The 24,657-nt window shown below is 70.4% G+C and carries 24 protein-coding genes and 1 tRNA gene; 14 read left to right on the forward strand and 11 right to left on the reverse strand.

The genetic code is table 11. The annotated features are described in order from the left end of the window. Nucleotides 1–277: 277 nt before the first annotated feature. The 3 genes from OHA37_RS22335 (at nt 278) to OHA37_RS22345 (ending at nt 4,297) form a co-directional block, all read left to right on the forward strand. On the forward strand, nt 278–469 hold the full coding sequence (locus tag OHA37_RS22335; RefSeq protein WP_266907876.1) for a hypothetical protein: 192 nt from the start codon (nt 278–280) through the stop codon (nt 467–469). A gap of 377 nt (nt 470–846) precedes the next feature. After that, nucleotides 847–3,723 carry a DNRLRE domain-containing protein gene (locus OHA37_RS22340; RefSeq protein WP_266907877.1) on the forward strand — a complete coding sequence of 959 codons (2,877 nt, stop codon included), beginning with the start codon at nt 847–849 and terminating at the stop codon, nt 3,721–3,723. Nucleotides 3,724–3,757: 34 nt separating this feature from the next. Continuing rightward, the gene (locus OHA37_RS22345) at nt 3,758–4,297 is read left to right on the forward strand and encodes a hypothetical protein (protein ID WP_266907878.1); all 540 of its coding nucleotides are present in this window, start codon (nt 3,758–3,760) and stop codon (nt 4,295–4,297) included. A gap of 70 nt (nt 4,298–4,367) precedes the next feature. Here the strand turns inward: OHA37_RS22345 and OHA37_RS22350 are convergent, their stop codons facing one another. Continuing rightward, nucleotides 4,368–4,892: a DM13 domain-containing protein gene (locus OHA37_RS22350; protein WP_266912988.1), complete on the reverse strand. Its 525-nt coding sequence runs from the start codon at nt 4,890–4,892 to the stop codon at nt 4,368–4,370. A 484-nt stretch (nt 4,893–5,376) separates the two neighbouring features. Then, on the reverse strand, nt 5,377–6,402 hold the full coding sequence (locus tag OHA37_RS22355; protein WP_266907879.1) for a tetratricopeptide repeat protein: 1,026 nt from the start codon (nt 6,400–6,402) through the stop codon (nt 5,377–5,379). Nucleotides 6,403–6,871: 469 nt separating this feature from the next. On the opposite strand from OHA37_RS22355, the gene OHA37_RS22360 reads away from it, so the two are divergent. The 6 genes from OHA37_RS22360 to OHA37_RS22385 all read left to right on the forward strand — a co-directional run bounded on the left by OHA37_RS22360 (nt 6,872) and on the right by OHA37_RS22385 (nt 11,661). Beyond that, nucleotides 6,872–7,126, forward strand: a complete 255-nt coding sequence (locus OHA37_RS22360; protein WP_266907880.1) for a hypothetical protein — start codon at nt 6,872–6,874, stop codon at nt 7,124–7,126. Nucleotides 7,127–7,170: 44 nt separating this feature from the next. Then, on the forward strand, nt 7,171–7,308 hold the full coding sequence (locus tag OHA37_RS22365) for a hypothetical protein (RefSeq protein WP_266907881.1): 138 nt from the start codon (nt 7,171–7,173) through the stop codon (nt 7,306–7,308). Between the two features lie 91 nt (nt 7,309–7,399). After that, nucleotides 7,400–9,307: a nucleotidyltransferase domain-containing protein gene (locus tag OHA37_RS22370; protein ID WP_266907882.1), complete on the forward strand. Its 1,908-nt coding sequence runs from the start codon at nt 7,400–7,402 to the stop codon at nt 9,305–9,307. After that, a complete protein-coding gene (locus tag OHA37_RS22375) occupies nt 9,304–10,422 on the forward strand; it encodes a hypothetical protein (protein ID WP_266907883.1) in 1,119 nt (372 codons plus the stop codon). The genes OHA37_RS22370 and OHA37_RS22375 overlap by 4 nt, the downstream gene beginning before the upstream one ends. Then, nucleotides 10,403–11,194, forward strand: a complete 792-nt coding sequence (locus tag OHA37_RS22380; protein WP_266907884.1) for an SDR family NAD(P)-dependent oxidoreductase — start codon at nt 10,403–10,405, stop codon at nt 11,192–11,194. The genes OHA37_RS22375 and OHA37_RS22380 overlap by 20 nt, the downstream gene beginning before the upstream one ends. A 29-nt stretch (nt 11,195–11,223) precedes the next feature. Next, entirely contained in the window at nt 11,224–11,661 is a 438-nt protein-coding gene (locus tag OHA37_RS22385) for an NUDIX hydrolase (protein ID WP_266907885.1), read from the forward strand. Between the two features lie 65 nt (nt 11,662–11,726). On the opposite strand, the gene OHA37_RS22390 is transcribed toward OHA37_RS22385, so the two are convergent. From OHA37_RS22390 to OHA37_RS22415, 6 genes are all read right to left on the reverse strand, one after another. Continuing rightward, nucleotides 11,727–12,605 carry a ParB/RepB/Spo0J family partition protein gene (locus tag OHA37_RS22390; RefSeq protein WP_266907886.1) on the reverse strand — a complete coding sequence of 293 codons (879 nt, stop codon included), beginning with the start codon at nt 12,603–12,605 and terminating at the stop codon, nt 11,727–11,729. 55 nt (nt 12,606–12,660) lie between these two features. After that, nucleotides 12,661–14,316 (reverse strand): relaxase/mobilization nuclease domain-containing protein, encoded by a 1,656-nt coding sequence (locus OHA37_RS22395; RefSeq protein ID WP_266907887.1) that lies wholly within the window; start codon nt 14,314–14,316, stop codon nt 12,661–12,663. Then, entirely contained in the window at nt 14,317–14,703 is a 387-nt protein-coding gene (locus OHA37_RS22400; protein WP_266907888.1) for a plasmid mobilization relaxosome protein MobC, read from the reverse strand. A gap of 377 nt (nt 14,704–15,080) precedes the next feature. Then, nucleotides 15,081–15,845, reverse strand: a complete 765-nt coding sequence (locus OHA37_RS22405) for a DUF2637 domain-containing protein (RefSeq protein WP_266907889.1) — start codon at nt 15,843–15,845, stop codon at nt 15,081–15,083. A gap of 226 nt (nt 15,846–16,071) precedes the next feature. Beyond that, nucleotides 16,072–17,355, reverse strand: a complete 1,284-nt coding sequence (locus OHA37_RS22410) for a DUF3631 domain-containing protein (protein ID WP_266907890.1) — start codon at nt 17,353–17,355, stop codon at nt 16,072–16,074. A 246-nt stretch (nt 17,356–17,601) separates the two neighbouring features. Beyond that, nucleotides 17,602–17,817, reverse strand: a complete 216-nt coding sequence (locus OHA37_RS22415; RefSeq protein WP_443046314.1) for a hypothetical protein — start codon at nt 17,815–17,817, stop codon at nt 17,602–17,604. A 108-nt stretch (nt 17,818–17,925) separates the two neighbouring features. Between OHA37_RS22415 and OHA37_RS22420 the strand changes: the two genes are divergently transcribed. Then, nucleotides 17,926–18,600, forward strand: coding sequence for a helix-turn-helix domain-containing protein (locus tag OHA37_RS22420; RefSeq protein WP_266907892.1), 675 nt, complete (start codon nt 17,926–17,928; stop codon nt 18,598–18,600). Next, nucleotides 18,597–20,267 carry a site-specific integrase gene (locus OHA37_RS22425; protein WP_266907893.1) on the forward strand — a complete coding sequence of 557 codons (1,671 nt, stop codon included), beginning with the start codon at nt 18,597–18,599 and terminating at the stop codon, nt 20,265–20,267. The genes OHA37_RS22420 and OHA37_RS22425 overlap by 4 nt, the downstream gene beginning before the upstream one ends. A 45-nt stretch (nt 20,268–20,312) precedes the next feature. Here the strand turns inward: OHA37_RS22425 and OHA37_RS22430 are convergent. From OHA37_RS22430 to OHA37_RS22440, 3 genes are all read right to left on the reverse strand, one after another. Next, nucleotides 20,313–20,385, reverse strand: a tRNA-Arg gene (locus OHA37_RS22430). 295 nt (nt 20,386–20,680) lie between these two features. Then, entirely contained in the window at nt 20,681–21,919 is a 1,239-nt protein-coding gene (locus OHA37_RS22435) for an MFS transporter (protein ID WP_266907894.1), read from the reverse strand. Nucleotides 21,920–21,924: 5 nt separating this feature from the next. Then, complete coding sequence (locus OHA37_RS22440; protein ID WP_266907895.1) at nt 21,925–23,280, reverse strand: FAD-dependent oxidoreductase; 1,356 nt, start codon at nt 23,278–23,280, stop codon at nt 21,925–21,927. 115 nt (nt 23,281–23,395) lie between these two features. Between OHA37_RS22440 and OHA37_RS22445 the strand changes: the two genes are divergently transcribed. The 3 genes from OHA37_RS22445 (at nt 23,396) to OHA37_RS22455 (ending at nt 24,631) form a co-directional block, all read left to right on the forward strand. Continuing rightward, a complete protein-coding gene (locus OHA37_RS22445; protein ID WP_266907896.1) occupies nt 23,396–23,755 on the forward strand; it encodes an ArsR/SmtB family transcription factor in 360 nt (119 codons plus the stop codon). 67 nt (nt 23,756–23,822) lie between these two features. Next, the gene (locus OHA37_RS22450) at nt 23,823–24,146 is read left to right on the forward strand and encodes an ArsR/SmtB family transcription factor (protein WP_266907897.1); all 324 of its coding nucleotides are present in this window, start codon (nt 23,823–23,825) and stop codon (nt 24,144–24,146) included. Nucleotides 24,147–24,157: 11 nt separating this feature from the next. Beyond that, a complete protein-coding gene (locus OHA37_RS22455; RefSeq protein ID WP_266907898.1) occupies nt 24,158–24,631 on the forward strand; it encodes a GNAT family N-acetyltransferase in 474 nt (157 codons plus the stop codon). The last annotated feature ends 26 nt before the right edge of the window (nt 24,632–24,657 follow it).

Consider the following 24,657-nt stretch of genomic DNA (forward strand, 5'->3'; position numbering starts at 1 on the left):
GGAGATCGGAGGCTGCGAGGGTCCGTGCCAGGTCGGTGACGCTGGGGGTGCCCTCGGCCATTCTGCTGGCAGTGCCGTACAGCCGGCAGGAGACGCTCGGCTCCTCGCCAGCAGTGGCGAACGGATCGACGCCGTCCATAAGGACAGTGGGTGAGCTGGGCCATCCCCGACTCGGCGGCCCGGTTTCGTCGGACACCTCGACGGATCGCCACCACCCTCGACACCCTCACCACCGCCCAGCCTTTATCGAGCCCGCTGTGGCCCCGGCGGCCAGCACATGCAGGTCGCCCTCATCCACGAGCAACTCGCCGTCCTCGCCGGAACCTCCCGGGAGACCTTGCTCCGCCATGCCCGCGGCCGCATCGCCGTCCTCGACGCCGAGCGGCTCAAGGGCGCGGCGGGCTGGCGTGGCTCCCGCGCGCCCGGTGCCCGGCATTATGAGCCCGAGCTGCTCGCCCGTGCGGTGTGATGGCGGCCATCCAGAACGGCGTCATGCCGACCCCGCACCGATCAGGGGTGCTGTCGAGATTGCCATGCGGCACTTTGACGTCGGCTGGACGGTTTACCGATCCCGCTGACCGTCGGCATCGCCGGGGGAGAGCGGTCGCAGTCAGTGCATCCATGGCGCCCGGACTTTCGATGACGGTGTACCGCAAGAGCGCTGTTCGGTACCAACTAGCCACATAAGCATGCCTCTTAGGGCTTCCCGCACACCGCTTCGGAGTTCCCTATTCCACCGTCGCCATGATCACTTCCATGCGGCGAGACCCTGCATGGACACGGTGATCTTCCACTGGAAGCATCCGCACGTCTGTTCCCCACTTCTGATGGCAAGGAGTCGACACCGTGCACAGCTCAACAAGCCGGCCCCAAGGACCAGTACGGGCCACGCGCCGCCAGGGCAGAGGCCTGGCCGTTCCCCTGGCTCTGCTGCTGCTCGCCGAGGGAGCTATCGCGGCGACCATCGCCGCTCCCTCCCTTGCGGCAGCGGATTCCCCTGCCGCAGGGCAACGCGACACCATCGCGCGCAGCGCCCAGGACCGCGAAGAGACAGCCTCCCGCCTCACCGCGCAGGCTCAGGGCCGGCGGATCGAGGTCATTGGGGCACGCACGGAGAGCACCACTCTGTGGGCGAACCCCGACGGCACCATGACCGTGGAGTCGTTCGCGGGGCCGGTGCGCTTCCGTGAGAACGGCCAGTGGGTCCCCGTCGATGTGACGCTCGTGAAGGACGCCGACGGCTCGGTGCGGTCCAAGGCCCACCCCCGCGGCCTCAGGCTCGCCGGCCGTACCGGCGCTGCCGGCGGTGACCTGGTCAGTCTGGGCCGCGGCGAGCAAACCGTGTCCCTGGGCTGGAAGGGCACGCTACCCGAGCCCGTGCTCCAGGGCGCCAAGGCCACGTACGAGAACGTCCTGCCCGCCACCGACCTGGTCGTCGAGGCCACCAGGACCGGTTTCGAGCAGTACCTCGTGGTCAAGGAGCGCTCGGCGGCCGAGCGGGCGGCGTCGTTCACGCTGCCGGTGCGCGCCAAGGGCATCAAGGCCACCCGAGGCAGCGACAACTCCGTCTCCTTCGCCGATGCCAAGACCGGCAAGGCCGTCGGCAAGCTGCCGACCCCCTTCATGTGGGACGCATCGAACGACAAGACCGGCCAGGCCGGCGGTCATCGCGCCCCGGTCGCGCTGGACGTCGTACAGCGCGGTGAGGGGTTCGACCTCAACGTCTCGGCGGACAAGGGCTTCCTGGCTGACGCGGACACCGAGTTCCCGGTCACCATCGACCCGGCCGTGTACTTCGGCACCAACTTCGACACCTTTGTCCGCAACGGCGATACGGCGGACAACTCCGGGAACGTCGGGCTGGAGGTCGGGCGTGCGTGGCAGAAGACCGAGGCGCGTTCGTTCATCAACTTCCCGCGCAACGGGTCCGTCACCGGCCAGGACATCCTCAACGCCGAGCTGAACCTGTACTCGGTGTGGTCGGACTCCTGTGAGGCCCGCTCCTGGGAGATCTGGGACACCGGGACAGCCGACGCCGCCACCCGCTGGAGCACCCAGCCCACCTGGCGCTCGAAGGTGACCACCTCGACCCAGACCTACGGCCACGGTGACTGCGGGCCGCGCTGGCTGTCGGAGGACATCACCCCGCTCGTCAAGCAGTGGTCCCAGAACAGCCGCACGGTGGACACGGTCGGCCTGCGGGCCACCGACGAAGCCGACAACAAGGCGTTCAAGATCTTCGCCTCGGCCGACGCACCCGCCAACGCCCCCTCCATCCTTGTGACGTACGAGGCACCGGCCGACCCGGTCAAGGACCACGTCGTCTACTGGAACGACGTCCTGCAGGCCACGTACAAGGCGGCCGGCGGAGCCCCCGGCCCGCTGGCCCGGGCCGGTGCCATGGTGCACGGTGCGATCTACGACGCGGCCAACTCCGCCCGCTGCGCCGAAGGCGCGACCAAGTGCCTGGGCGCCCCTTATCTCACCACGGCGACGGCGACCAACGGCGCCCTGCCGGACGTGAACAGCGCTATCGATCACGCTGCCTACGAGGTTCTGAAGTCGGTCTATCCGGACCCGAAGTACGGTTTCGACGCCGCGCTGGCGACCGCGCGCTCGACGATCCCGGCGGCCGTCACCTCCGAGCAGCGGGCCGCGGGCACCGAGGTGGGCCAGAAATCCGCCGCCGCGATGATCGCCGCCCGTCAGAACGACGGCTCGGCCCCGATCGCGCCGTACACGGGCAGCACGGTGGCCGGCTACTGGCGTCCGACGGGCACCGGCAACGGCGCCACTCCGCAGTGGGGCACGGTCAAGCCGTTCGGCATGACCTCTGGTTCCCAGTTCCGCCCGGCCGGACCGGCCGGCCATACGGTCATGGGCGCCCTGCTGGGGAGCCAGCCGTACACGGACCAGTTCAACGACGTGAAGAGCCTGGGCCGGGCCGACTCCACCACCCGGACGGCCGACCAGACCCAGGCCGCGCTGTTCTGGGCCAATGACCTCGACGGCACGTACAAGCCGCCGGGCCAGCTGTTCGAGCACACCCAGATCCTCTCCCGTCAGCAGGGTCTGACGGTCGCCGGCAACGCGAAGCTGTTCGCGCTCACTGCCTTCGCGATGGCCGACGCGGCGGTGACGGCCTGGGACGCCAAGTACCAGACCGACATCGACCTGTGGCGCCCCGAGAGCGCGGTGCGTGAGGACGGTGACGGCAACCCGAACACCGTCGGCGACCCGAACTGGCAGCCGCTGTCCCAGGACCGGGACGGCAAGCACTTCAGCCCTCCCTTCCCCGCCTACATCTCCGGTCACGCCACCTTCGCCGGTGCCTGGGCCAAGGTCATGCAGGACTGGTTCGGTACCGACCAGATGACGTGGACCGGGACCACTGAGGACCCCAACGCGCTCGGTGTGACCCGGACGTTCACCACCTTCTCCGCCGCAGCCACCGAGAACGCGGTCGGACGCGTCTGGCTCGGCGTGCACTACCGGTGGGACGGCACCGACGGCGTCAGCGCCGGCGGTAAGGCCGCCGGATACGTCACGGCCAACAAGCTCAAGGCCAACACGGCTGCCGACTGGGTCAAGTACGAGGACCTCAACAACCTCGGCGGCTGCGAGGCCCAGGGCAAGCGCCTGGTCGCCGAGCACCGCTGGACCACGTACAAGTGCACCCAGATCGCCCCGCCCGAGCCCGGCCACACGCTCTACGTCAAGTAGCCGACCCGTGAGGAAGAGAGACACAGTCATGCGTGTGCGAAACAAGACCTTCCGGGCCAAGCCCGGAAGGGTCGCCCTCGCCGTCGTCGCGGCCCTGGCCATTGGCGCGGCGGCCGCACCCCTGTCGTCCGCCCTCTCCGGCTCCGCCGGGGACACCACCGCGGCTGCCGACGGCGGACCGGACGACCTGCTGCTGCGCACCCCCGAGCTGCCGCGGATCTCCGACGGCCCGTACGCCGGATTCCAGATCTGTGGGGGCACGGCGGGCAAGCCGGTGGTGACCAGCGGGTCACCGACGCTCGCCGCGACCCTGGAGTCGATAGCCCCTCCCGGCACCGTGGACAGCGGCCACTCCTCCGGTCCCCGCCGGAAGGTCGCCTTCGAGGTCGACGCCGCGGACGGGAAGCAGGTCGTCCGCAAGCAGCTGACGAGCGACACCAGCCACGACGCCGCCTACCAGCTCCCCGAGGGGAAGCTCACCGACGGCGACTACCGCTGGCGCGTGCGGGTCAAGGACGGCTCCACGGCCTCCGAATGGACCGCCTGGTGCGACTTCACGGTCAAGCGGGCCTGAACACCCCGATAGCGTGCGGCCCGCCGGCAGTATGCTGGCGGGCCGCCGTGGTGCTGTAGCCGGTGCTGGGTCACACCTTCTGGAGGCTCGCAGCGCCGAAGGAGACGTCGAAGCGGTCGCACCAGATGCTGACGCTGCTGTATGCGGCGAGGTTCACGTCGGCCGGGATCTCGTAGTTCTGGTTGCCCTTGTTGCCCTTGAGCTTGCCCAGGCTCACGTACTTGCCGTCGTCGAAGACGGACCAGCCGGCCTTGCCCTCCTTCACCGGGGCATCGGTCAGCCAGACCCGCAGGTCCGGGCCGTTGCTGGTGTCGAGGTTCTCCAGCCGCAACGTGTGCGAACCGTCGGCCAGACGGACGATCTTCACGCTGCCAGTCGTCTTGTGCTCATGGGTGATCAACTCGCCCGCAGCGATCGTCTGTGGCCCGGCGGGGGCCGACGGCGAGGAACCCGCCTCCGGCTTTGTGGACGCCGGCGCCGACGCCGTTGCGATCGGCGCGGTTGAGGGCAGCGCATCTCGCACACTCTCGTCCTGCCACAGCTTCCACGGCTGGAACCAGTACAGGCCCACGGCCACCAAAGCGGTCGCCACCATCAGCGCACCGATCACCAGCGGCCCACGCCGCCTCCCGTCACGTCCCACAACCCCGCCCCTCGCATCCCTGTATCCGGCATGACGCATTCAACGGCACAACGTGACACGACCGCCATGCCAGCCTGATGACGGTTTCCTTACGCTCAGTTCCTACTGTCGACGACGACCTCTTGCATGGTCCGAGCGACGGACGCGGCTATGGAACAGCAGCAGGGTCAGGACCTCTGGAGTCACCACCAAGGTCACGTACCCAAAGACCCCGCGCGAGACGGCAAGTTGTGCAAACGCGGCAGGAGCGTCAGAGGACGTGACGTTGACCGCCCAACACGCCCCCTGCGGGGTTCCACCGCGACGCGCCTGACGGGCTTAACCATCCGCTGGCAACTATTCCGCGAACTATTCGCCGAGGGGATCTGCCTGCTCGTAGGAGGAGGTGAGGCGAGGGGAGAGGCGGCCCCGCAGGACCAGGGCACGCAGGGTGGAGTCAGGCGGCAAGGCGAGCTGCCCGCTCGCGGAGCTCCTGGGCCTCTGGGACTCCGTTGTACCGGCGCAGGCGGACGCGCATGTCCTGGAGGGCGGCCTGGACCTTAACGGAGCGGATGCCGTCGGCACAGTCGAGGAAGTCGCGCCAGGTGGCCATGGCTCCGTCCACGTCGCCTTGGCGTAGGCGCACGCCGCCGAGGTCGGCGAGGACGATGGCGCGGGTGCGGCGGCGGTCGAGGCCGTGGATGTCGAGGGCGAGGTGGAGGTGCTCTTCGGCGGCGTCGAGGTCTCCGAGGCGGGAGAGGATCATGCCGGATTCGTGGGCCCAGCGGCCGGGGGAGTAGTGCGCGGCCCAGGAGTCTCCGCCCGCGGCTGCCGGCTTGCCGATGGCGGTCTCGGACATGGCGAGGTGCTTGGTGGCCATGCGGCGGTCGTCGTCCTGGGCGGCGGCATTGGCGAGGGTGGCTTCGTAGTAGGCGACGGCGCGCGGGTTGTCGAGGTGTCGGCCGTAGTCCACGCAGGCTTCGCCGAGCTGGACGGCCTCGGCCCGGTAGCCGAGGTCGACGCACTGCACGGCGAGGCCGCGGAGGGCCGTGGCGGACAGCTCCGGGTCGCCAGCCTCGGCGGCCAGGCGGAAGGCGTGCGCGTAGTAGCCCTGGGCGAGTCCGCGCAGCTCGGGGGTGTCGCCTTCGTCCTGGGCCATCCAGCCGGCGAGGTGGACGAGCTGGGAGGTCGCGGCGAATAGTTCGCGGCCGGTGGCCTCGGTGAAGCGGCCTTCCAGCCATGGTGCGACGTCCTGTGTCAGGTACCGGACGGCCAGGTGGCGGGCGTGGCCGCCGCCGAGTTCGGAGGCCGAGTCGCCGAGGGCCTTCACCATGTGGCGTACGGCTGCCACCTCGCCCCGGCCCACCCGGACAGCGCCTGGGGGAGCGGTCGTGGTCCGGCGGGTGATGCTGTCCATGTCGGGCAGTCCGAGTGCGGACAGGGCGTATCCGCTGGACGCGAGGATGAAGTTCCGGCGGTCCACGTCGCTCCTTCCCAGGTGTAGGACTGATGCAACGGTATCGGCGTGGAGTGCCACCGGCACGGCCTCTGGAAGGTTGATCGCTTCCGGGTTCAGAGCCAACACCTGGGCGATGTAGGGCCACCAGTGATCCGGTGTCCGCTCACCCTCTATCCAGCGGCGCGCGTGCTGGCGCTGGAGGCGGCGCGGGTTCCCGCTCTCCGCAAGGCCGAGGGCGCGCGCCAACTCGGAGGGCCCCCAGCCCCGTTCCTGACACGCCTGCTTGATCAGATCCGCGACGGCCGGGTTCTTCGGCACCCCGTCACCCTCCCCACCTGGATTACGCGGGATTACGCAGGACTACATCCTGGGCTCTGTCCCCAAGCTGTGGATCGCCGTTGACTGAACATCACCCCCTGGATCTCCGATTGGCTCGAACAGGCCCTGCTCAGGGCCTGTTGGCGCCTGCCCGGACGCGTGAGAGGAACCACCGGTGACGACGACCGAACAGGACCCCCGCACCCGCACGACGACCCCGATCGTCCGGGGCCTCGCCCTTCTGGACAAGGACCCCCGTTACGACCGCCAGACCGGGCACGCATCCCTGCCGGTCGAGGTCTGCTTCCTCGACGGGGCGAAGACCACCGCGACGCTCGACATGGACCCCGGACAGGTCCTGCTGCTGAGTCTCCAGCTGGAGAGGGCCATCGCCCTGCGCGCGGAGGACCCGAAGGCGGCGTCCGCATGAGCCGGCCCGCGTTATCCGACCCGCTCGGAACTGCCCTGGCCTGGGTGTGGGCGCTCGGAACGGCTGCGGGGCTCGCCGTGGTCGGCCTGCTTGCGCAGGGCGAGTACGTGGATGCGCAGGCGGTCGTCGCGCACCCCTCGCTCAGCGTCGGCGACAGCGGTCCGGACGACGCCGCCGGATAGAGCGCTCCGAATCCGAACGCGCAGTTCGCTCTCACGGCGGGGCTGACAGCACCTCGCCGGCACACGTGCTCAGCCACACGAAGGGAAGCCGATGACCAGCCCGCTCACCAGTGATACGCACCCCCTGCCCGTCTCGGTCGCGTTCAGCGGCCCTGACAACACCGGGAAGACCAAGCAGATCGGGATCCTCGCCCGCCGCATGGGTTCTGCCGCCACCTCGGCGGGACCGCTGGACCACTACGACCGGCGCTGGGCGGCCATCAAGGCCGACGGCATGGGCCGCTGGTGGTTCGAGACCGGCCCCGTCCAGGAGGTCGCCGACATCCTCGCCTCCTCCTACCTGGAGCGCTCCCGGCACCCGTTCTCCGCGCCCGTGCGGTTCCTGGACCGGGGCATCCCGATGCTGGAGGCGACCGTCGCCGCCACCGTCGCCGTACGGGAGAACCTGCCCGCACCGCAGGCCGCCGACCGCGCCCGCTCCCTCCTGGCGCCGTACGAGACCGATCTCCGTGCCGCCGAGGACAGCGAGCGTTCCCTCCTGCTCCTGCACTGCGAGGACGTGGAGGAAGGGACACGCCGGAGCCTGTCCCACGAGGCCACCGTCACGGACGTCTACGCGACCTACCAGCGCCACCTCCACGAGCAGATCACCCGGCTCGTCAAGGACGGCCGGTTCGGCGAGACGATCCACATCAGTGACCGGCCGACCGTCACCATCCAGGACGAGGTCCGCCGGCTCCTGTCCCCTCTCCACCCAGCCATTCCCGGCCGGGCGATGGCCGACGTGCATGTGGCCGCGCTCGGCGGGATGTCGGAGAGCGGCAAGAGCACGGCCGGCGAGTACCTGCGTACGCACCACGGGCACGCCCGCCTCAAGATCGGCTACCTGATCGAGAACGCGGCCAGCCGGGCGGGCATCGCCGAACCGTACCGGCTCGGCCCGGTCGTGCAGGCCGAGCTGATCGTGGACGCCCTGGACCGCTACTGCGAGGCCCACCACTTCCTCGACTCCGTCAGCATCGAGTCGCTGCACGACTTCGACTCGACGGCCGAGCTCGCCAGGATGCTTGGCCCGCAACTCACCATCACCTACCTGGACACCTCCCCGGCCGTCCGCGCACAGCGAGGGACGGCAGGAGCCCAGGACGTTCTCGACCGTGACCTCGTCAAGAGCGCTCGGGGCGGCGACAAGATCGCCTCCATCGCGCAGGAGGTCATCGGCAATGACGGGGGCCGCCTGGAGCTGGAGCGGCGGCTGGACCGTATGGCGCTGACCCGTCAGTGGCCCGAACACCAGCCCAGCACGATGCCGGTCAACGCCCTGGGCCTGCCCGTGCACCTGGAGTCCTACCTTTCCGAACTCCTCGACCGCCTGACCGGGCCGCACCCGCTGATCGACCTCCTGGCCGTCACGGGGAGCGGAGCCCGCGGCAAGTACCAGCACGGCTGGAGCGACCTCGACGTGTTCGTCGTAGCCGATGCCGACTCCCTTGAGGGGATGCGGACCGTGCTGGCCGACCTGGGGGATGAACTCGGAGGGGTCAAGCTCGGCCTGACCGTGCTGACCCGCGCGGAGTGCTGGGCCGGCGCTGTCACCTCCCGGCTCCTGCACGTCCTCGCGCTCATCGGCAGCGGCGGCCTCATCCCGCTCTGGTGCGCCCCCGGCCTGGTCCTGCCTGCCCCGGACGCGGCCAGCGACATCGACGCGAGCCTGCGCGACGGTATCCAGGCGGCCATCGAGATCCGCCGCCAGCTCCTGAAGGGGACGCCCGACCTCCGCGACCTCTACAAGGTCACGGCGCTCCTGGCGAAGATCCAGCTCCGGTTCAGCGGGATCGAATGCCCCTCCGACAGCGACGCCCTGTGCCTTCTCGTCGAAGCGGGCCACCAGGACACCAGCGCGGTCGCAGCAGCCCGCACCGAGCGGGCCGCCGCCGAGGAGCTTGCCCTGGCCGTCCTGCGGGGCTGGCTGGCCACCCTGCCGGGGGAGGCAGCGTGAGCGCGGCCAGCCTTCCGAGGAGGGCGGCGGGGCTCGCCTTCCGCAAGGAGGTCGCCACCCGCGAGGCGGCCGAAGCCGAAGCCAGGGGCTGGGCCCAGCTCGTTTCCCGCCTCCAGGTGCCGACCCTGCTCGGCCGTCCGGCACTCCCGGACCGCCATCTGCTCGCGTACGAGGACGTCTTCGCCAGCGGGCGTTGCGAGTTACTGCTCGGCGACGTGATCAGCCTGGCCGACCGGGACCCTTCCGAACTGCCCCGCCTGGGCCGGCTCATGGACGGTGTCTGCCACGACCTGCGGACCGCGGCGGCCGACACCGGGAAGGTGGTCCCGCTCGCCGAGTGCGTGCCCGACCTCTACCTCGACCGGATCCGGCCCGGCGGCCGGCTCGACCTCTGGTACCTGCAACGGGACCTGCCGATCGCCCTCCCCCACACCACCGCGACCCTCACCCTCCAGGAACTGGCCAGCTACACCGTCACTGCCAACGGACGACCGCTGACGCTGGATGTCGCCGCCATCATCGACAGCGCCCGTCAGGCCCTGGCTCCGGACCGGCGATGGCTGGCCGGACTGACCCAGGGCGACCCCACCGAGCCCAACATCGCCGATCCGCTGTGCTGGCTCGACTTCGAATTCGCCGGCCGCAATACCGCCGCCGGCGAGGCAGTCAACCTGCTCTGGTACCTCATGGCCATGGGCGGCTGGCTCGTCCCCCGCTACCAGAGCGACGTCTACGCCCGCACCCTCCGCCTGGCCCTGCCCGCCCAGACCACCCCGAGCATCGACCACCTGGAACTGCACCCCACGACCCGGCACATCGACCTCCGCTACTCCTGGAACACCGGCCCCGGCCGCCACGCAGCCATCACAGGAGCGCTGCACGGGCTCTGCGAGCAGGGCGGGATCGGCATGGCCGACCTCCGCGCCTTCCTCGCCCTGCGGATCCTCGGCGTGATCCCGCCGGCGCGGCTCAGTGGCCACGACCTGCTGCTCGTCCTCATCAAGCTCGCCGAGAGCCAAGACCCGGCCACCGGCCTCGACACCTTCTTCACCACCGCACCAGCCGCTCACTCCGACCTCCGCGAACGGAGCAGCCATGTCCCTGCCCCTGCTTGAGATCCCCCTCCAAGCCCGCCCCCTCCAGGGCCGCAACGCCCTGGTCACCGGTGGAGCTACCGGCATCGGCGCCGAGATCGGACGGGCCCTCGCGGCAGCCGGAGCCACCGTCGCCGTCAACCACCTCGGGCAGGACCCCGACGCCCACGCCCTCCTCGCCGCCTTCGAGCGCGACGGCAGCCCCGGCATCGCGGTGAACGCCGACCTGACCGACCCCACCGCCGTGCAGACCATGGCCGACCTCGTCCGTGCCGAGATCGGCCCCGTCGACATCCTCGTGAACAACGCCGGCTCCTACCCCCGCGTCCCCTGGCAGGACACCGACGAGACAGCCTGGAACTACTCCCTCGACGTGAACCTCACCGCCCACTACCGCACCTGCCATGCCCTGACCCCGGGCATGATCGAACGCCGCTGGGGCCGGATCGTGAACATCGGCAGCGTCAACGCCCGCGCCGGCCGCACCAACCTGGTCGCGTACAGCACGGCGAAGGCGGGCCTCCTGGGCCTGACCCGCTCCCTGGCCCGCGAGCTCGGCCCGTACGGAATCTGCGTGAACACGGTCCTGCCCGGCGCCATCCAGGTCGAAGCGGAGACCGTGATCCCCGCCCAGCACCGGGCCCGCCCGGAAGACCAGATCAACCGCCAGTGCGTCCCGCGACGCGGACGGCCCGAAGACGTCGCGGCCCTGGTCGCGTTCCTCGTGGGCCCGTCCGCGTCGTTCATCACTGGGCAATCCGTCCACGTCGACGGCGGCTGGCTGCTGCACTAAGACGTCAACATGCAAGGAGAGAAAGCCGAATGATCGAACGAGTCCGAGCCGTCCTCGTCACCGCGGACGACACGATGCTGGTCATCCGCCGCACCAAGCCGGACGTCCCCGAGTACTGGGTGCTGCCCGGCGGCGGGGTCGAGGAGAACGACGAGTCCCGGGAGGCCGCCCTCCACCGCGAGATCCACGAAGAGATCGCAGGGAAGGCCGACATCGCCCGCCTCCTCCACACCATGGAATCCGACAAGGAGCGTCAGCTCTTCTACCTCGCCCGCATCGCGACGTGGTCCTTCGAGGACCGCACCGGCCCCGAGTTCAGCGCCGAGGGCCGCGGCGAATACGCACTGGAAGAGATCCCGCTGACAGTGGAGGGGCTCGACAGCATCGCCCTCAAGCCCGAGGAGATCGCCCACGTCCTGCGCGGCGCCATCGTCGCCGGCACCCTCTTGAACACCTCGGCACTCTGACTGTCGTGTGAATGTGCGGATGGGGCCAACGCGGAAGTGCGTTGGCCCCATCCGTGGTTGTGCGATCAGGCTGTGAAGGTCAGACGCGCTGCGACGCCACGTGCTGCTGGGGTGAGACCTGCAAGGACTTCCCGGGCGTAGGGAGTGTCCAGGTGGGTGGCCAGACTTTGGACGGCGGCCCAGTCCGTGGCCAGCTGTTCGAGGACCTGCTGCGCCCGCTGGATCGCGTCCTGGCGCTGGACATGGTGCTGTTCAGCGAGCTGGTGGGCCTCGACCCAGGTGAGTTCTCCCTGCTCGGCGCGCTGGGTGAGGCTGGGCGCGGTGTCGCCGTCGGCCTGCCTGATGTTGTCGATCTCCTCGACGCGTCGGTGGATTCGTTCTTCCTTGAGTCGCCGGTCGAGTGAGGCGATGGCCTCGTCGAGGGTGAGGAGTCCCTCAGATACCTGTTCGGCGAGGTCCGGGGCGTGCTGGCACAGCAGCTCGTGACGGGACTTGTCCACGGCGCGACGCGCCTTGTGCTGGCGGGCGATGTCGTAGGCGGCGTCGAGGCGGATGGAGCCGATGCGGACCTGCTCGGCAAGGTCGGGAGAGTACTGGAGGACCGTGGTGGCGTTGGAGAGCCTGGTCAGGCTGATGGCGTGGAGCTTCGCGTGGGTGCGCAGGGAGTGTTCCGAGAAGGAACGGGCCATCGCGAGGATCATGGACCGCTGGCCCTGGCTGAGGTGCCGGCGTACTGCGTTCGCGCTGAAGATCAGGCGGATGGGGTCGTTGCCGTCGTATGTCGTGAAGTGAGGTTCGACTCCGGCGATCTCACAGGCGGCGAGGCGGTTGCGGCCGTCGAGGAGGACGCCGTCGGGGTCGAGGACGATCGGCTTGAGGAGGCCTTCGTTCTTGATGGACTGGGCGAGGTCGTGCATTTCCTCCTCGTTCAGCATCGGGAACATGGAGGCGACGGGGTGGGTCTTCAGGATGGGCTCCTTGTCGGGTGGGGTGTCGGGCTCAGCGCGTACGGCGCTGCTGGGGCGGTTGGGCTGCGCCAGCCGTGGGTGGCGTGGACGGCGGCCGCCTCGGGGCGGGCTGGAGAGGCAGTTCGGCGAGGTGCCGTAGACGCCACACCAGTACTTCGCTGATGGATGCCGCCGTTGTCAGGTCCCGTTGACCTGCCGCTTCGGTGAGCAAGGCGGCTGGGTCATGACCCGCGGCTTCGGCGTCGGCGAGGATGGTGGCGAGTGCGGGCCAGCCGGGCTCGGCCAGCACTCGCGCGGAGTGTTCCGAGAGTGAACGGTGCAGGGCAGCCGCCTGCCGGTGAAGGACCGGACCCGGGAGGAGACGGCCGCGCTGGGACAGGGCGCGCAGCGGCTCCACGGCTGCAGCCCCGAGGGTGGTACGCAGGTATCCGGCTGCCTGGTCCGCGGCTTCGGCCTGCTGGTCGTGGTGGCGGATGTGGTGCCAGTGCTGGGCTGCGACGACGGCCAGCAGAACGGCGTCGAGGAGGACCGCCAGCAGGGCTCCGTCCTTCGGGGCAGGTTCACGCACGATCGCCTTGATCGCCCGACGTGTGGCCTGGGCCTGCTGGTGGCGCGCGCGGATCCGGGAGCGGCTGGCCCGCTCGAAAGCGCCGGCTGCTTGGGCGAGCTGCGGCTTGTATCCGGCCGGAACGATCAGGACGAGTGCGTCGAGGGTTTCGGCGAGCACGGTGATATGCGCCTGGCCCGTGGCCTCGTCGGCCTGGTCGAGCACCTTGGGGATGCGGCCGGCCGCTTCGGTGACCTGACGCCACGCCGTCTGCCGCTCTGGGCGCAGGCTTACGGGGACGGATTCGGTGGGGCCGAGGCGTTCGGTGATCTTCGGGTAGGAGAGGTCGGAGGCGAGGGTGGAGCCGGAGAACCAGACGGGTTCGTCCTTGGCGTTGGTGTCGTCCGGGAGCGCGACCTTGTAGCCACGGATGTCGCCGGAGGGGAAGTGCTGGACGTCCACCAGTACGCCCGTGCCGCGGAGGATGGTGAAGAACTCCTCGGTGTTGGTGGCAGCGGCCACCGCGGTACGGACGGTGGTGCGCAGGCGTTCGCGCGGGGTGGTGGCGTGTCCGGTGCGGCGGGCCTTCTCCTTCTCGGCGCGGGTCGGGCGTTTGGCAGCGGTGCGGTCGCCGCGCAGGACCTGGCGCAGGCCGTACTCCCTCTCGATCGCGGCGCATTCCTTGTCGGCGTGCAGGTAGTCGTTCCAGTGCCGGGGCTCGCGGAGGTCTCCTCGGACCTTGGTGGCCACGATGTGGATGTGGTCTTCGGCGTGGCGGACGGCGACCCAGCGGCAGGCGTCGGGGTCGCCGGCGGGAGCGATGCCGGTGGCGTTCAGGATCCGGCGGGCGATCGTCGCCCACTGCTCGTCAGTGAGGACCGGGTCCTCGGGTGCGGCTCGCACGGAGCAGTGCCACACGTGCGTCTTCGGGGCCCGGTCGCCGGCCTGCTCTACGCGGAGGTCGAGGGCGGTGGTGAGTTGGGCGAGGGTGGCGTTCGGGTCGCGTCCGGGATCCGGGGCGAAGCCGTCCCAGGAGTCCACGAGGTGGGGGTCGGTGTGCTCGTTGGCGCGGCCGGGTCCGTAGAGGTAGTTCAGGACGCCTCGGGTCCTGCTGCCGGCCTTGCCGATCTTCGCGATCAATCAGGCCGCCCGCTTCGACGTGGCCGCCTGGTGCGAGGCGAGGTCGATCGCCTCGGCTGCGGTACGGGCGAGAGCCAGGACACGTTCGGCCTGGGCCAGGACGGCACTGTCCACAGGATGGGGACGGCCTCCTGCGTTGAGCTTGTAGGCGATCTGGTTGACGTTCTTGCCGATCGGGGCGATCTCCGCGCGCAGGGCGGCGAGCTCGTCGATCAGGTCGTCGAAGGAGGTGCGCTGGCCGGGTATCTCGAAGTCGCCGTGGAGGTAGGTCATGACGATCGCGCCCACGAGGTGAGCGGCGGCGAGGCCGAGGCGGCGGGCTTCGGCGAGGATCGACCGCTTCTCGATGACGCTGTAGCGGACGTCGACGCGATGGGTGCGCTGCACTCCTTCGCGGGCACGGCGGCGGGCGACGCGGTACAGCGCAGCCTCATCAGCGGCACGCGCGACGACGGGAACGTCGACGGGTTCGCTCGCCCCTCCCTGCTCCGGTGCGCCCCCGCGCCGGGGCGCCTCCGCCACCCCCGGGGCGGAGGCTGCGTTGGACCGGCCCTTGGACGGTCCAACGCCATACCTTGCTGCCTGGTCTGGGGCTGTGCTGGTCGGTATCAGCTCTGGTGTTGGGGGCAGTTCGTGCGGGTGATTGCTCATGGGGGACTCCTGAGTCGGTGGGCTCACGGTGGTGGGAAGTACGGATAGGCGGGCCAGGAACCGGTCCGGCCCGCGCCGCTCGGTACGAGGCGGGCGGCGTGGGGCCAGGCCGGTCAGCCAGTGGTGTCGGCAGAATCGGCGTGGAGCACGTCCATCGCACCGACCAGGCGGTCCTTGCCGACGGGGTAGCCCTCCTTCCGGACGGCCGCTTCGAACCTCTTGCGGGGGATCAGCCCGTCGGGTCCCCGCGGAACGGTGCGTCCGATGGAGACGAGCTGCTCGTCGCTGGCAGCAGGACGGCGGCCCCTGCGCTTGGCGAGTGGCTTGGGGACATCCGCCTCGGTGACCGGAGGGCTTTCCGCCGCCCCATCGCTATCGCTCGACGGCACTGGTGGTTGTTCCGCGGCCTGTTCCGTCAGAGGGACGGCAAGCTCGTGCTGGGTCTGGTGATGGCGGGTGACGAAGTAGAAGTGGACGGCGCCGGCGAGGGCGAGGGGCGCGATGGCGGAAAGGGCGCCGACGGTCACGTCGTCCAGATGGAGACCGTCGTGGCGGACCTGCTGGTTGAGGCGGATGGCGTGCAGGGCGTTGGCCCAGATGCTGGTTGCTGTGGCCAGGCCCACCAAGGCCCAGACGTACATGCGGGCCCGCATGGGGGCTGTGCGCAGGAGCAGGAGGGCGCCGATGCCGATGGCGATGAACCCGTCGATCACGAGGGGGAAGGCGTACGTGAGCGGTCCGGGGATGTGGGTGGCGACTGCCATCTGGCGCAGGGCGGCGTACGAGAGGGCGAAGGCGGTGACGCCGAGGAGGGTGATGCCCAGGCGGATCGCGGTGACCCCGAGCGCGGTGGGGGCCGGGATTGTGGGTGCGGACAAGCGGGAGTGCTCCTAGGGGATGGGTGCGGCGGCCTCCGCCGTTTGCGGGCAGGGCAGGGCAGGGCGAGGCCGCCGCCTGGGAAGGGTGGGGACCCGTTGCGACTCGTCGCGTGCCTGGTCAGGGCAGGTACGGGTGGGGCGGTGATGTCGAGTCGACTCGTTGCGGGCCTGCGACTCGTAACCGGTCTGACCTGCGGCGCGACGGGTCGCGACGGGTGGTGCCAGGTCAGGCCCCGGCGGCAGGTTCCGGCTGCGGGGCAGTGCAGTAGCGGGCCCAGGCGTCGGAGAACTGCAGGCGGGTGAAGCCCTTGGCCTGGACGTCGCCATGGAAGCGGCGGTTGGCCGAGCTGATGCCGTAGTCCTTCAGCAGGATCTGCAGGCCGCGCGGGGTGAGGCCGTTGGCGGTGTAGTCAGGCCAGGGCGTCTCGTCGTCCTTGTTCAGGATGTCGATCAGGCGGCTGGTGCGGATCACCGGCGGATTCCCCTCGGCTTCGAAGGCGCGGCGGATGTCGGCCAGCAGGCGGATCCCCAGGCCGCTGTTGTCCTGGTCCTGATCCGCCTCGTGCTTGGTCATCGCCCGGCAGGCGGTGCGGGCGAGGTCGGGCCACGGGCCGCCCGCGAGGTCGGCGACGGCGACCAGCGGCTCCCAGGTATCGGCGGCGCGGTCTTCGACCGGCATGGCGGGTTGCAGCCCCGTCGCCTCGGAATGGAGCGGGGTCAGCCAGGCGGCGAGCCGGTCGCGCACGGCGTTCAGCCCGGGGATGTCGCGCGCGCTGCGGAATGCCGCCACGCTCTCGCCCGGCCTGCGGCGGCGCATCCGGATCACGACTGACCGGTCCATGATCGTGTCGGGCAGGTCGCCGATGCCGGCGAGGGCCGCCATGGCGAAGGTGGGGAACTTCGTCACCTCGTGGTTGGGCCCGGAGACCCGCAGGGTGGGCCGACCGCGCTGGGCACCCGCGTTGAGGAGGCCGCGCATCTCCTCGTTCTTCTCCGCGACCTTCGCGGAGCCGAACAGGGTGTCGGCCTCGTCGACCAGGAGGGTGGGTGGCGTTGCGGTGATCGACCGGAAGATCGCGGCGGCGGAGGCGTTCACCGTGACCAGCGGATCGTGAACGGTCTCGGTGATCACGTCCAGCAGCCGTGACTTGCCGCACCGCTTCGCCGGACCGACCACGGCCAGCCGGGGCGCGTGCTGCCACGCCGTCTGCAGATGCGTCGCCGCCACCCACAGGGCCACGGCTGTCAGCGCCTCGGCGCTCGGAAGGATGACGTACCGCTCGATCTCGGCACGCAGATCACCGAGCACCTGCTCGCCCAGGCTCACGGGGCCGATGAGTCGGGCCCGCGGAGCTGCGAGCGGGGTCGGGGTCTGAGGGATGGAGGGCGCCTCTTCCTCCGCTCCCTGTACGGGATCTTGCAGGTGGGCGCCCGGCTGACCGGGTATCGCCGTCACCGGCCAGGCGGTGGGGGTCGACGCGGCATCGGGGGAGAGTGGGGTCAGGTCCAAGGGGCAGCTCCTTCTTCGGTGGCCAGGGGCATGCAGCAGCGCCCGGGTACCGGGTGGTCCGCGCTTCGCGGCTGGGGGTGTGGGGTGTGTCGGGGCCCGCCGGGCTCGGTGCGCCGGAGGCAATCCGCCGTCGCTCGGAGGTAGTTGCCTGGCTCGGGGGAACACGAACAGTACGTACGACCCCCGCCACAGTCCAGCGATTCCGTGTCAGCTCCGCGCAGAATCCGACGGCGCGGTGCCGCGTCGTCACGCGGCGAGTCCCAGCAGGTTCAACAGGTCGGCGGTCACCACCCGGTAGGCGTTGCCGAACCGCAGGACCTTGCAGGGGTACTGGCCTCGCTTCGCCAGCTCGTATCCCTTGCTCCGCCCGAGCCTCAGGGCCCGGTTACCCGTGTCCAGGTCAACGGCCACCGGAAGGGCAAGCAGCTGCTCCCGGCTCATTCCCTTCGGCTGGCCGGCCATCTCGTCATCGCGCACGCGGCGCTCCCGTCCTCACAGCCCACGGCGAACACGTCCTCGCATTCGGCTCCGGGCCTTGATTACTAACTCTGAAGAAGTGAATGTGTCTCCATGACACAAAATCGTTTCGATGATGGAGATGAGGACGACGTACCCGAATGGGCCGACCGAGTCATGGCCGACGTGGCTCGCGAAGTCCGACGGCGGAGGAAGGAGATGAAGTGGAGCGCCCAGGACCTGGCCGACCGGTGCGAGGCGATCGGCTTCCCGATCCCCCGCAACGTCATCGCCAACATGGAGTCGGGCCGGCGTGCGGTCCTGCCGCTGGTCGAGGTGATGGTTCTGGCGAAGGCGCTGTACACCCACCCGATCCACTTGATCTACCCCGTTGGGTACGTGAACGAGGTGCAGCAGCTCCCGCTCACGCACCTGGTGAAGCCCGCTGAGGCCATGCGCTGGTTCGCCAACCTGGACCACAGCTTCACCGCGGGCGAGCACTACATGCTTCGCGGCCATCTCTCCCATGAGGCTGCGGTGCTCGCCGCCTTGGAAGCGATGCGGGGCGAGAGCCGCCAACGGCAGATCGCTAAGCAGACACCCGACGACGCCGAGCGCGCCCAGGCGCTGCGCGCCCAGGCCGACTTCGCCGAGCGTGCCGCTCAAGCCAAGGCTGCACTTCGCTGGGAACGCCAGGACATCTACGGGCGCGGCGGCACCCTCCCCGACCTGCCGTTCTCAGCCAGCGACATCGACCCACCCGAAGGCTACGAAAGGGACACCGATTGAAGGGCTCCACCCACCGCCGCTGCTACTGCCGCGACCCGAAGACCGGCAAGCCACTGGGTAAGGCGTGCCCCAAGCTCGCCACCCGCAAGCACGGCTCGTACTCCGTCCGCCAGGAGCTCCCGCCCCGCGAGGACGGCACCCGCCGCTCCTTCAGCCGTGCCGGCTACGAGACCCTCAAGGCCGCCCAGGCCGACCTCGACCACATACGCGCCCTCCTGGGCCTGGCCGAGACCGATGACGTCGAAAACCTGGCCCAGCTCGCGGACATGCTGGAGCTGGTCGCCGAGGAGAAGGCTCCGCTCCCCGACATCGAAGCGACCCGGCGGCGCCTGAGCCACGGGCTGGACCTGACCAGTCGGCTGACCGTCGGGGAGTGGCTGGACATGTGGCTCTCCGGCAAGAAGGGGCGGCCGAGCGCCATCAGCCGCGACGAGAGCAACATCCGCGTGCACCTCAAGCCGCGCATCGGGCACCTGCGGCTGGACCGGCTCCGCGTCATCCACCTGACAGAGATGTTCGACGCGATCGCCGAGGCGAATGTCGAGATCGCCGAGGGGAACGCCGCACGCCGGAAGGCGGTCGAAGACCTCGCGCTGATCCCTTGGAAGGGGCGCGACCACCGCACCCGGCGCAAGGCGATGAAGGCTGCCATCGACGAGATGGATCCCTACTGGCGGATCGTGGGACCTTCCACGCGCCAGCGCGTCCGCTCGACGCTGCGGGCCGCGCTGAACGCCGCGATCGCCCAGCAGCTCATCACCTTCAACCCGGCCGCGCACGTCGACCTGGAGGCGGGCAAGCGGCCGAAGGCGCTCGTCTGGACCGGCGAACGCATCCTCCACTGGAAGCGGACCGGCGAGAAGCCTTCGCCGGTGATGGTCTGGACGCCGGAACACACCGGCCTCTTCCTCGACCACATCGCCGAGGACCGCCTGTACGCGCTGTTCCACCTGATCGCCTTCCGCGGGCTGCGGCGCGGTGAGGCGTGCGGCCAGCGATGGACCGACACCCACCTGGACGCCGGGCTTATCACGGTCGCCAAGCAACTCGTCGTCAACGGCTGGGAGGTCTACGAGGACGACCCCAAAACCGACGCCGGCGCCCGCACCATCGCCCTCGACTCCGACACCGTGCACGCCCTGCGGCGCCACCGGGTCCAGCAGGACAAGGACCGGGCCAAGTGGGAAAGCGCCTGGGTGGAGACGGGCCGGGTCTTCACCCGCGAGAATGGGGAGCTCCTCCACCCCGCGAACGTCACACGGCGCTTCATCGAGCTGTACGAGGAGATCGGGCTCCCTCCGGTCCGCCTGCACGACCTGCGCCACGGCGCCGCAACGCTGGCCCATGCGGCGGGGGCCGACCTGAAGGACATCCAGGAGATGCTCGGCCACTCCTCGATCACCATCACGGCGGACACCTACACGAGCCTGCTCCCCGAGGCCGACCTCGCGATCGCCGAGGCCGCAGCCCGGCTCGTACCGCGCGCTCGGGCGGCCGTCCAGGAGGCCCCGGCCAAGGCTCCCGAGGCTGCCGAGCCCGGAGGAGAAGGTGCAGCGCCCGTGCCGGATCGTGCCGATGCATCGGCAGGCATCCCGGAGCCCGCTGGCACGTCCGCTCACGCACCGCTCACGCAAACGGCCCCGGACGCGGAGTCCGGGGCCGAATAGGGCGCCTCCCTGGGGAGAAACCCCAGGTCAGCGGCTTACAGGTTGTGCCCTCGGCAGGATTCGAACCTGCGACACCCGCTTTAGGAGAGCGGTGCTCTATCCCCTGAGCTACGAAGGCGGGCCTTGCGTAGAACGTGGCTGGACACTCTGTGTGAGAATCCGGCTCGCCTCGGCAAGGTCCTGGGCTGCCACAAGGGCAGCCCAGGGACAGGGTAGCGGATGAGAGCGGGGCTCCGCGGCTCAGTTCTTGGGGGATCCGGTGAGGCCTTCTGCAGTCTCTGCGTCCGCGTCGGCGTAGGTGGGGTCTTCCCGGTAGCGGGCCGCGCTGGTGGTGTTCTGAGGGGGCGAGTGGGGCCCACCTCGGGAGCCGGCGGTGTGGGTGCCGGACGGCTGGGTCACGCCGCACACTCGCGTCACGAGCGGTGCGAAGTCTCCTTCTGGGAGCGGCCTTCTCCCGCGGCTCCCAGCGCAAGGCAGGTGGCAACAATCGAGAGTGAGGCCAGGGCCGCGAAGAGGTGGGGATAGCCGCCGAGTGGGCCTGCGAGGGCGGCGCCGGCCCATGGCGCCAATGCTCCCGCGATGTGGGCCGGGGCGCCGAGGAGGCCGGAGAGGCGGCCGTAGTGGGTGGTGCCCCAGCGGTCGGTGACTGCCGTGGCCTGGAGGAGGGTGAGGTTGCCCCGGACGACTCCTGCCAGGACCGCGAGGGCGATCAGCAGGGGTATCGGGCCTGCGGTGAAGGCCAGTGCCGCTGTCGTTGCACCGCCGAGGGCGATGAGGGCGGCGGTGCGCGTGGTGACGGACGTGCGGGTCGAGAGGGCCGAGTAGAGGGTGCGGCCCAGGGTTTGGCCGGCCCCTCCCAGTCCGAGTGCCCAGGCGGCTTGGGTGGGGGTGGCGCCGCGTTCCGTGAGGAGCGGGATCAAGCCCATGACCACCGCGTACATGGCGAAGCCGGAGAGGGTGAAGGCCACGGCCAGCAGGATGAAGGGGCGGCTGCGCGGGATGGGCGTGGTGCCGTCCGTGGCGGGTGGATGCGGTGGGGCGGCCGGCCAGGGGGCGCGTAGGGCCAGGGCGTGAGCCGGGATCGTGACGGTGGCGAGGATCACCGCGAGGACGGCGTACGTGGCGCGCCAGCTCAGGTGCTCCGCGATGGCTGCCGTGAGCGGCGCGAAGACGGTGGAGGCGAGACCGCCGGCGAGGGTGACGATGGTCAGGGCGCGGATGCGGTCCGGGCCCCACCAGCGGGTGAGGGCGGCGAAGGCCGGCGGGTAGAAGGTGGCGGCCATGGTGAGGCCCGCGAGTACCCAACCCAACGTGAAGACAGCCAGGTTGGGGGCGGTCGCGATCACGAGGAGTGCGAGGGTGCCGAGGGCGGAGCCCGCGGTCATCACCGCGCGCGGTCCTCGGCGGTCGAGGATGCGGCCGATGGGGATGCCGGCGACCGCCGAGACGAGGAGCGCGAGGGAGAAGGCGGCTGTCGCGGCGTTGGTGGACCAGCCGGTGTCGGCCGTCAGGCGCGGGAGCAGGACGGGGAAGGCGTAGTAGACGATGCCCCAGCTGGTGATCTGTGTGGCGCACAGGGCGGGCAGCGCGGCGCGCGGCCGCGACCGGACCCCCGTCCCGGTCGCGGCCGCGTCGGCCTGGGTGTCGGCCACCGGGGTCAGCAGCCGCCGGAGGAGGCGGGGGCGCCGATCGTGAGGGTGGCCGGGGCCGCGCAGCAGCCTCCGCCGCTGGTCTCCTCGGCCGCCTGGGGCTGGTCGAAGAGGCCCGCTCCGCCGCAGACTCCGGTCTCGGGGAGGGTGAGTTCGACGCGTTCGGCGGCTTCGTGGTCGCCTGCGAGGTGGGCGGCGATGGAGCGGACCTGCTCGTAGCCGGTCATGGCGAGGAAGGTGGGGGCGCGGCCGTAGGACTTCATGCCGACGAGGTAGACGTCCTTCTCCGGGTGGGAGAGCTCCTTGACGCCGTGGGGGTAGACCGTGCCGCAGGAGTGCTGGTTCGGGTCGATCAGAGGGGCGAGGGCGGTGGGGGCCTGGAGGCGCTCGTCGAGGGAGAGGCGCAGCTCGTTCACGAAGGCGAGGTCGGGGCGCAGGCCGGTGAGGACGATGACCTCGTCGACGGGGTCCAGGCGGCGGCCGTCCTCGGCGACCAGGACCAGCTGATCACCGTGGCGCTCGACGGCGTCGGTACGGAAGCCCGTGACCGCGTCGGCGTGGCCGTTGTCGACGGCGGCCTTGGCGGCGAGGCCGAGGGCGCCGCGCGCGGGCAGCTGGTCGGCGCTGCCGCCGCCGAAGGTGGAGCCGCTGATCCCGCGGCGCAGGATCCACACCGAGTGGGTGCCGGACTCCTCCCCGGAGAGCTCGGCCAGGTAGGCGAGGGCGGTGAAGGCGGAGGCGCCGGAGCCGATGACGGCGGTGCGCTTGCCGGCGTAGCGGGCGCGGACGGCCGGGTCCTTGAGGTCGGGGATCCGGTACGAGATCCGGTCGGCGGCGGCCTTCTCGCCGAGTGCGGGCAGGCCGTCGCCGCCGATGGGGCTGGGGGTGGACCAGGTGCCGGAGGCGTCGATGACGGCGCGGGCGGTGAGGCGCTCCTCGGTGCCGTCGGCGTTCAGGACGCTGACGGTGAAGGGCTGGGCCTCGCGGTCGGCGTCGACGATGCGGTCGCGGCCGAGGCGGGAGACGCCGGTCACCGTGGTGCCGTAGCGGACCGTGTCGCCGAGTACGTCGGCGAGCGGCTGGAGGTACTGCTCCGCCCAGTCCGCGCCGGAGGGGTAGGTCGCACGGTCGGGGGCGGTCCAGCCGGTGGGTGCGAGCAGCTTCTCGGCGGCCGGGTCCACGAGCTCGGACCAGGTGGAGAAGAGGCGTACGTGACCCCATGAGCGGACGGCGGCACCGGCGGCGGGTCCGGCTTCCAGCACCAGGGGCTCGATGCCGCGCTCGACCAGGTGGGAGGCCGCCGCGAGGCCGGCGGGGCCGGCGCCGATCACGATGACGGGCAGGGCTTCGGTGGATGCGCTCACGACGGGCTCCCGGTTTGATTCGATGAACGTCGATGTCCTTCTGGAGTCAGCATCCCACCGCGTATCGACGTACGTCAACATAGACATCTGTCGAATTTGGAGGGAGGATTGCTTCATGCCCTCCACGAAGCTGCTGCCGATGCTCGAAGACGAAGCGGCGGCACCCTGCTGCCCGCCGCTGACCGAGCGCCCGCTGACGGCCGAAGAGGCCGAGCGGACCGCCCTGATGTTCAAGGCCCTCGGTGACCCGGTGCGGCTGCGGCTCTTCTCTGCGATCGCCTCCCACGAGGGCGGCGAGGCGTGCGTCTGCGACATCTCCGACGTCGGTGTCTCCCAGCCGACCGTCTCCCACCACTTGAAGAAGCTGCGCGAGGCGGGCCTGCTGTCCTCGGAGCGCCGCGGGACCTGGGTGTACTACCGGGTGGAGCCTTCCGTCATCGCCGCGATGAGTCAGATGCTGGGCCGCCCCGCCTGACCTGCCCGCCTGGTACGCGAGGGCGAGCCTTCCGGGTGCCGCTTTAATCGACTATCGTCGATGATCGATGAATGAGACGACGAAACCCGGTCAAGGGCTGAGCCCCGAGGACGCGCAGACGTACTCAGGGTGGTTCAGGGCCCTCGCGGACCCCATGCGCGTACGACTGCTGAACCTGCTGGCGGAGGAGCGGCGCCCCCTGACGGTCGGGGAGATCACCGAGCGACTGCCCATCGGCCAGTCGACCGTGTCCCACCACCTCAAACTGCTGGCCGAGGTCCGCTTCGTGCTGCCCGAGCGGCAGGGCACTTCGGTCAGCTACGAGGTCAACGCCGCCTGCCTGGAATGCTTCCCGGCAGCCGTGTCGGCGATCCTCGGGCGGCAGCCGTGAACATCGCCCCCATGACGCGCGATCACGCCGACAGGGTCCTGGAGATCTACCAGGCCGGGATCGACGAGGGCAACGCCACCTTCGAGACCGAGGCCCCCACCTGGGCCGAGTTCGACGCGGCGAAGCTGCCCGAGCACCGCTTCGTGGCCTTCGACAACGCCGGCAAGCTGCTCGGCTGGGTGGCCGCGTCCAAGGTCTCCGACCGGTGCGCTTACGCGGGCGTCGTCGAGCACTCCGTCTACGTCCACCCCGACGCCAGGGGCCGCGGCGTCGCCCGCGCCCTGCTCGACGCTCTGATCACCTCGACCGAGGCGGCGGGCATCTGGACGATCCAGTCCGGGATCTTCCCCGAGAACACCGCGAGTCTGGCCCTGCACCAGCGCGCCGGCTTCCGCGTCATCGGCACCCGTGAGCGCATCGGCCGCCACCACGGAGTGTGGCGCGACGTCGTCCTGCTGGAGCGCCGCAGCCCGCGGATCGTCTGAGCGACTCGACGGCGTAGGGGCCCCGA

The organism is Streptomyces sp. NBC_00335 (assembly GCF_036127095.1).
Classification (GTDB): Bacteria; Actinomycetota; Actinomycetes; order Streptomycetales; family Streptomycetaceae; genus Streptomyces.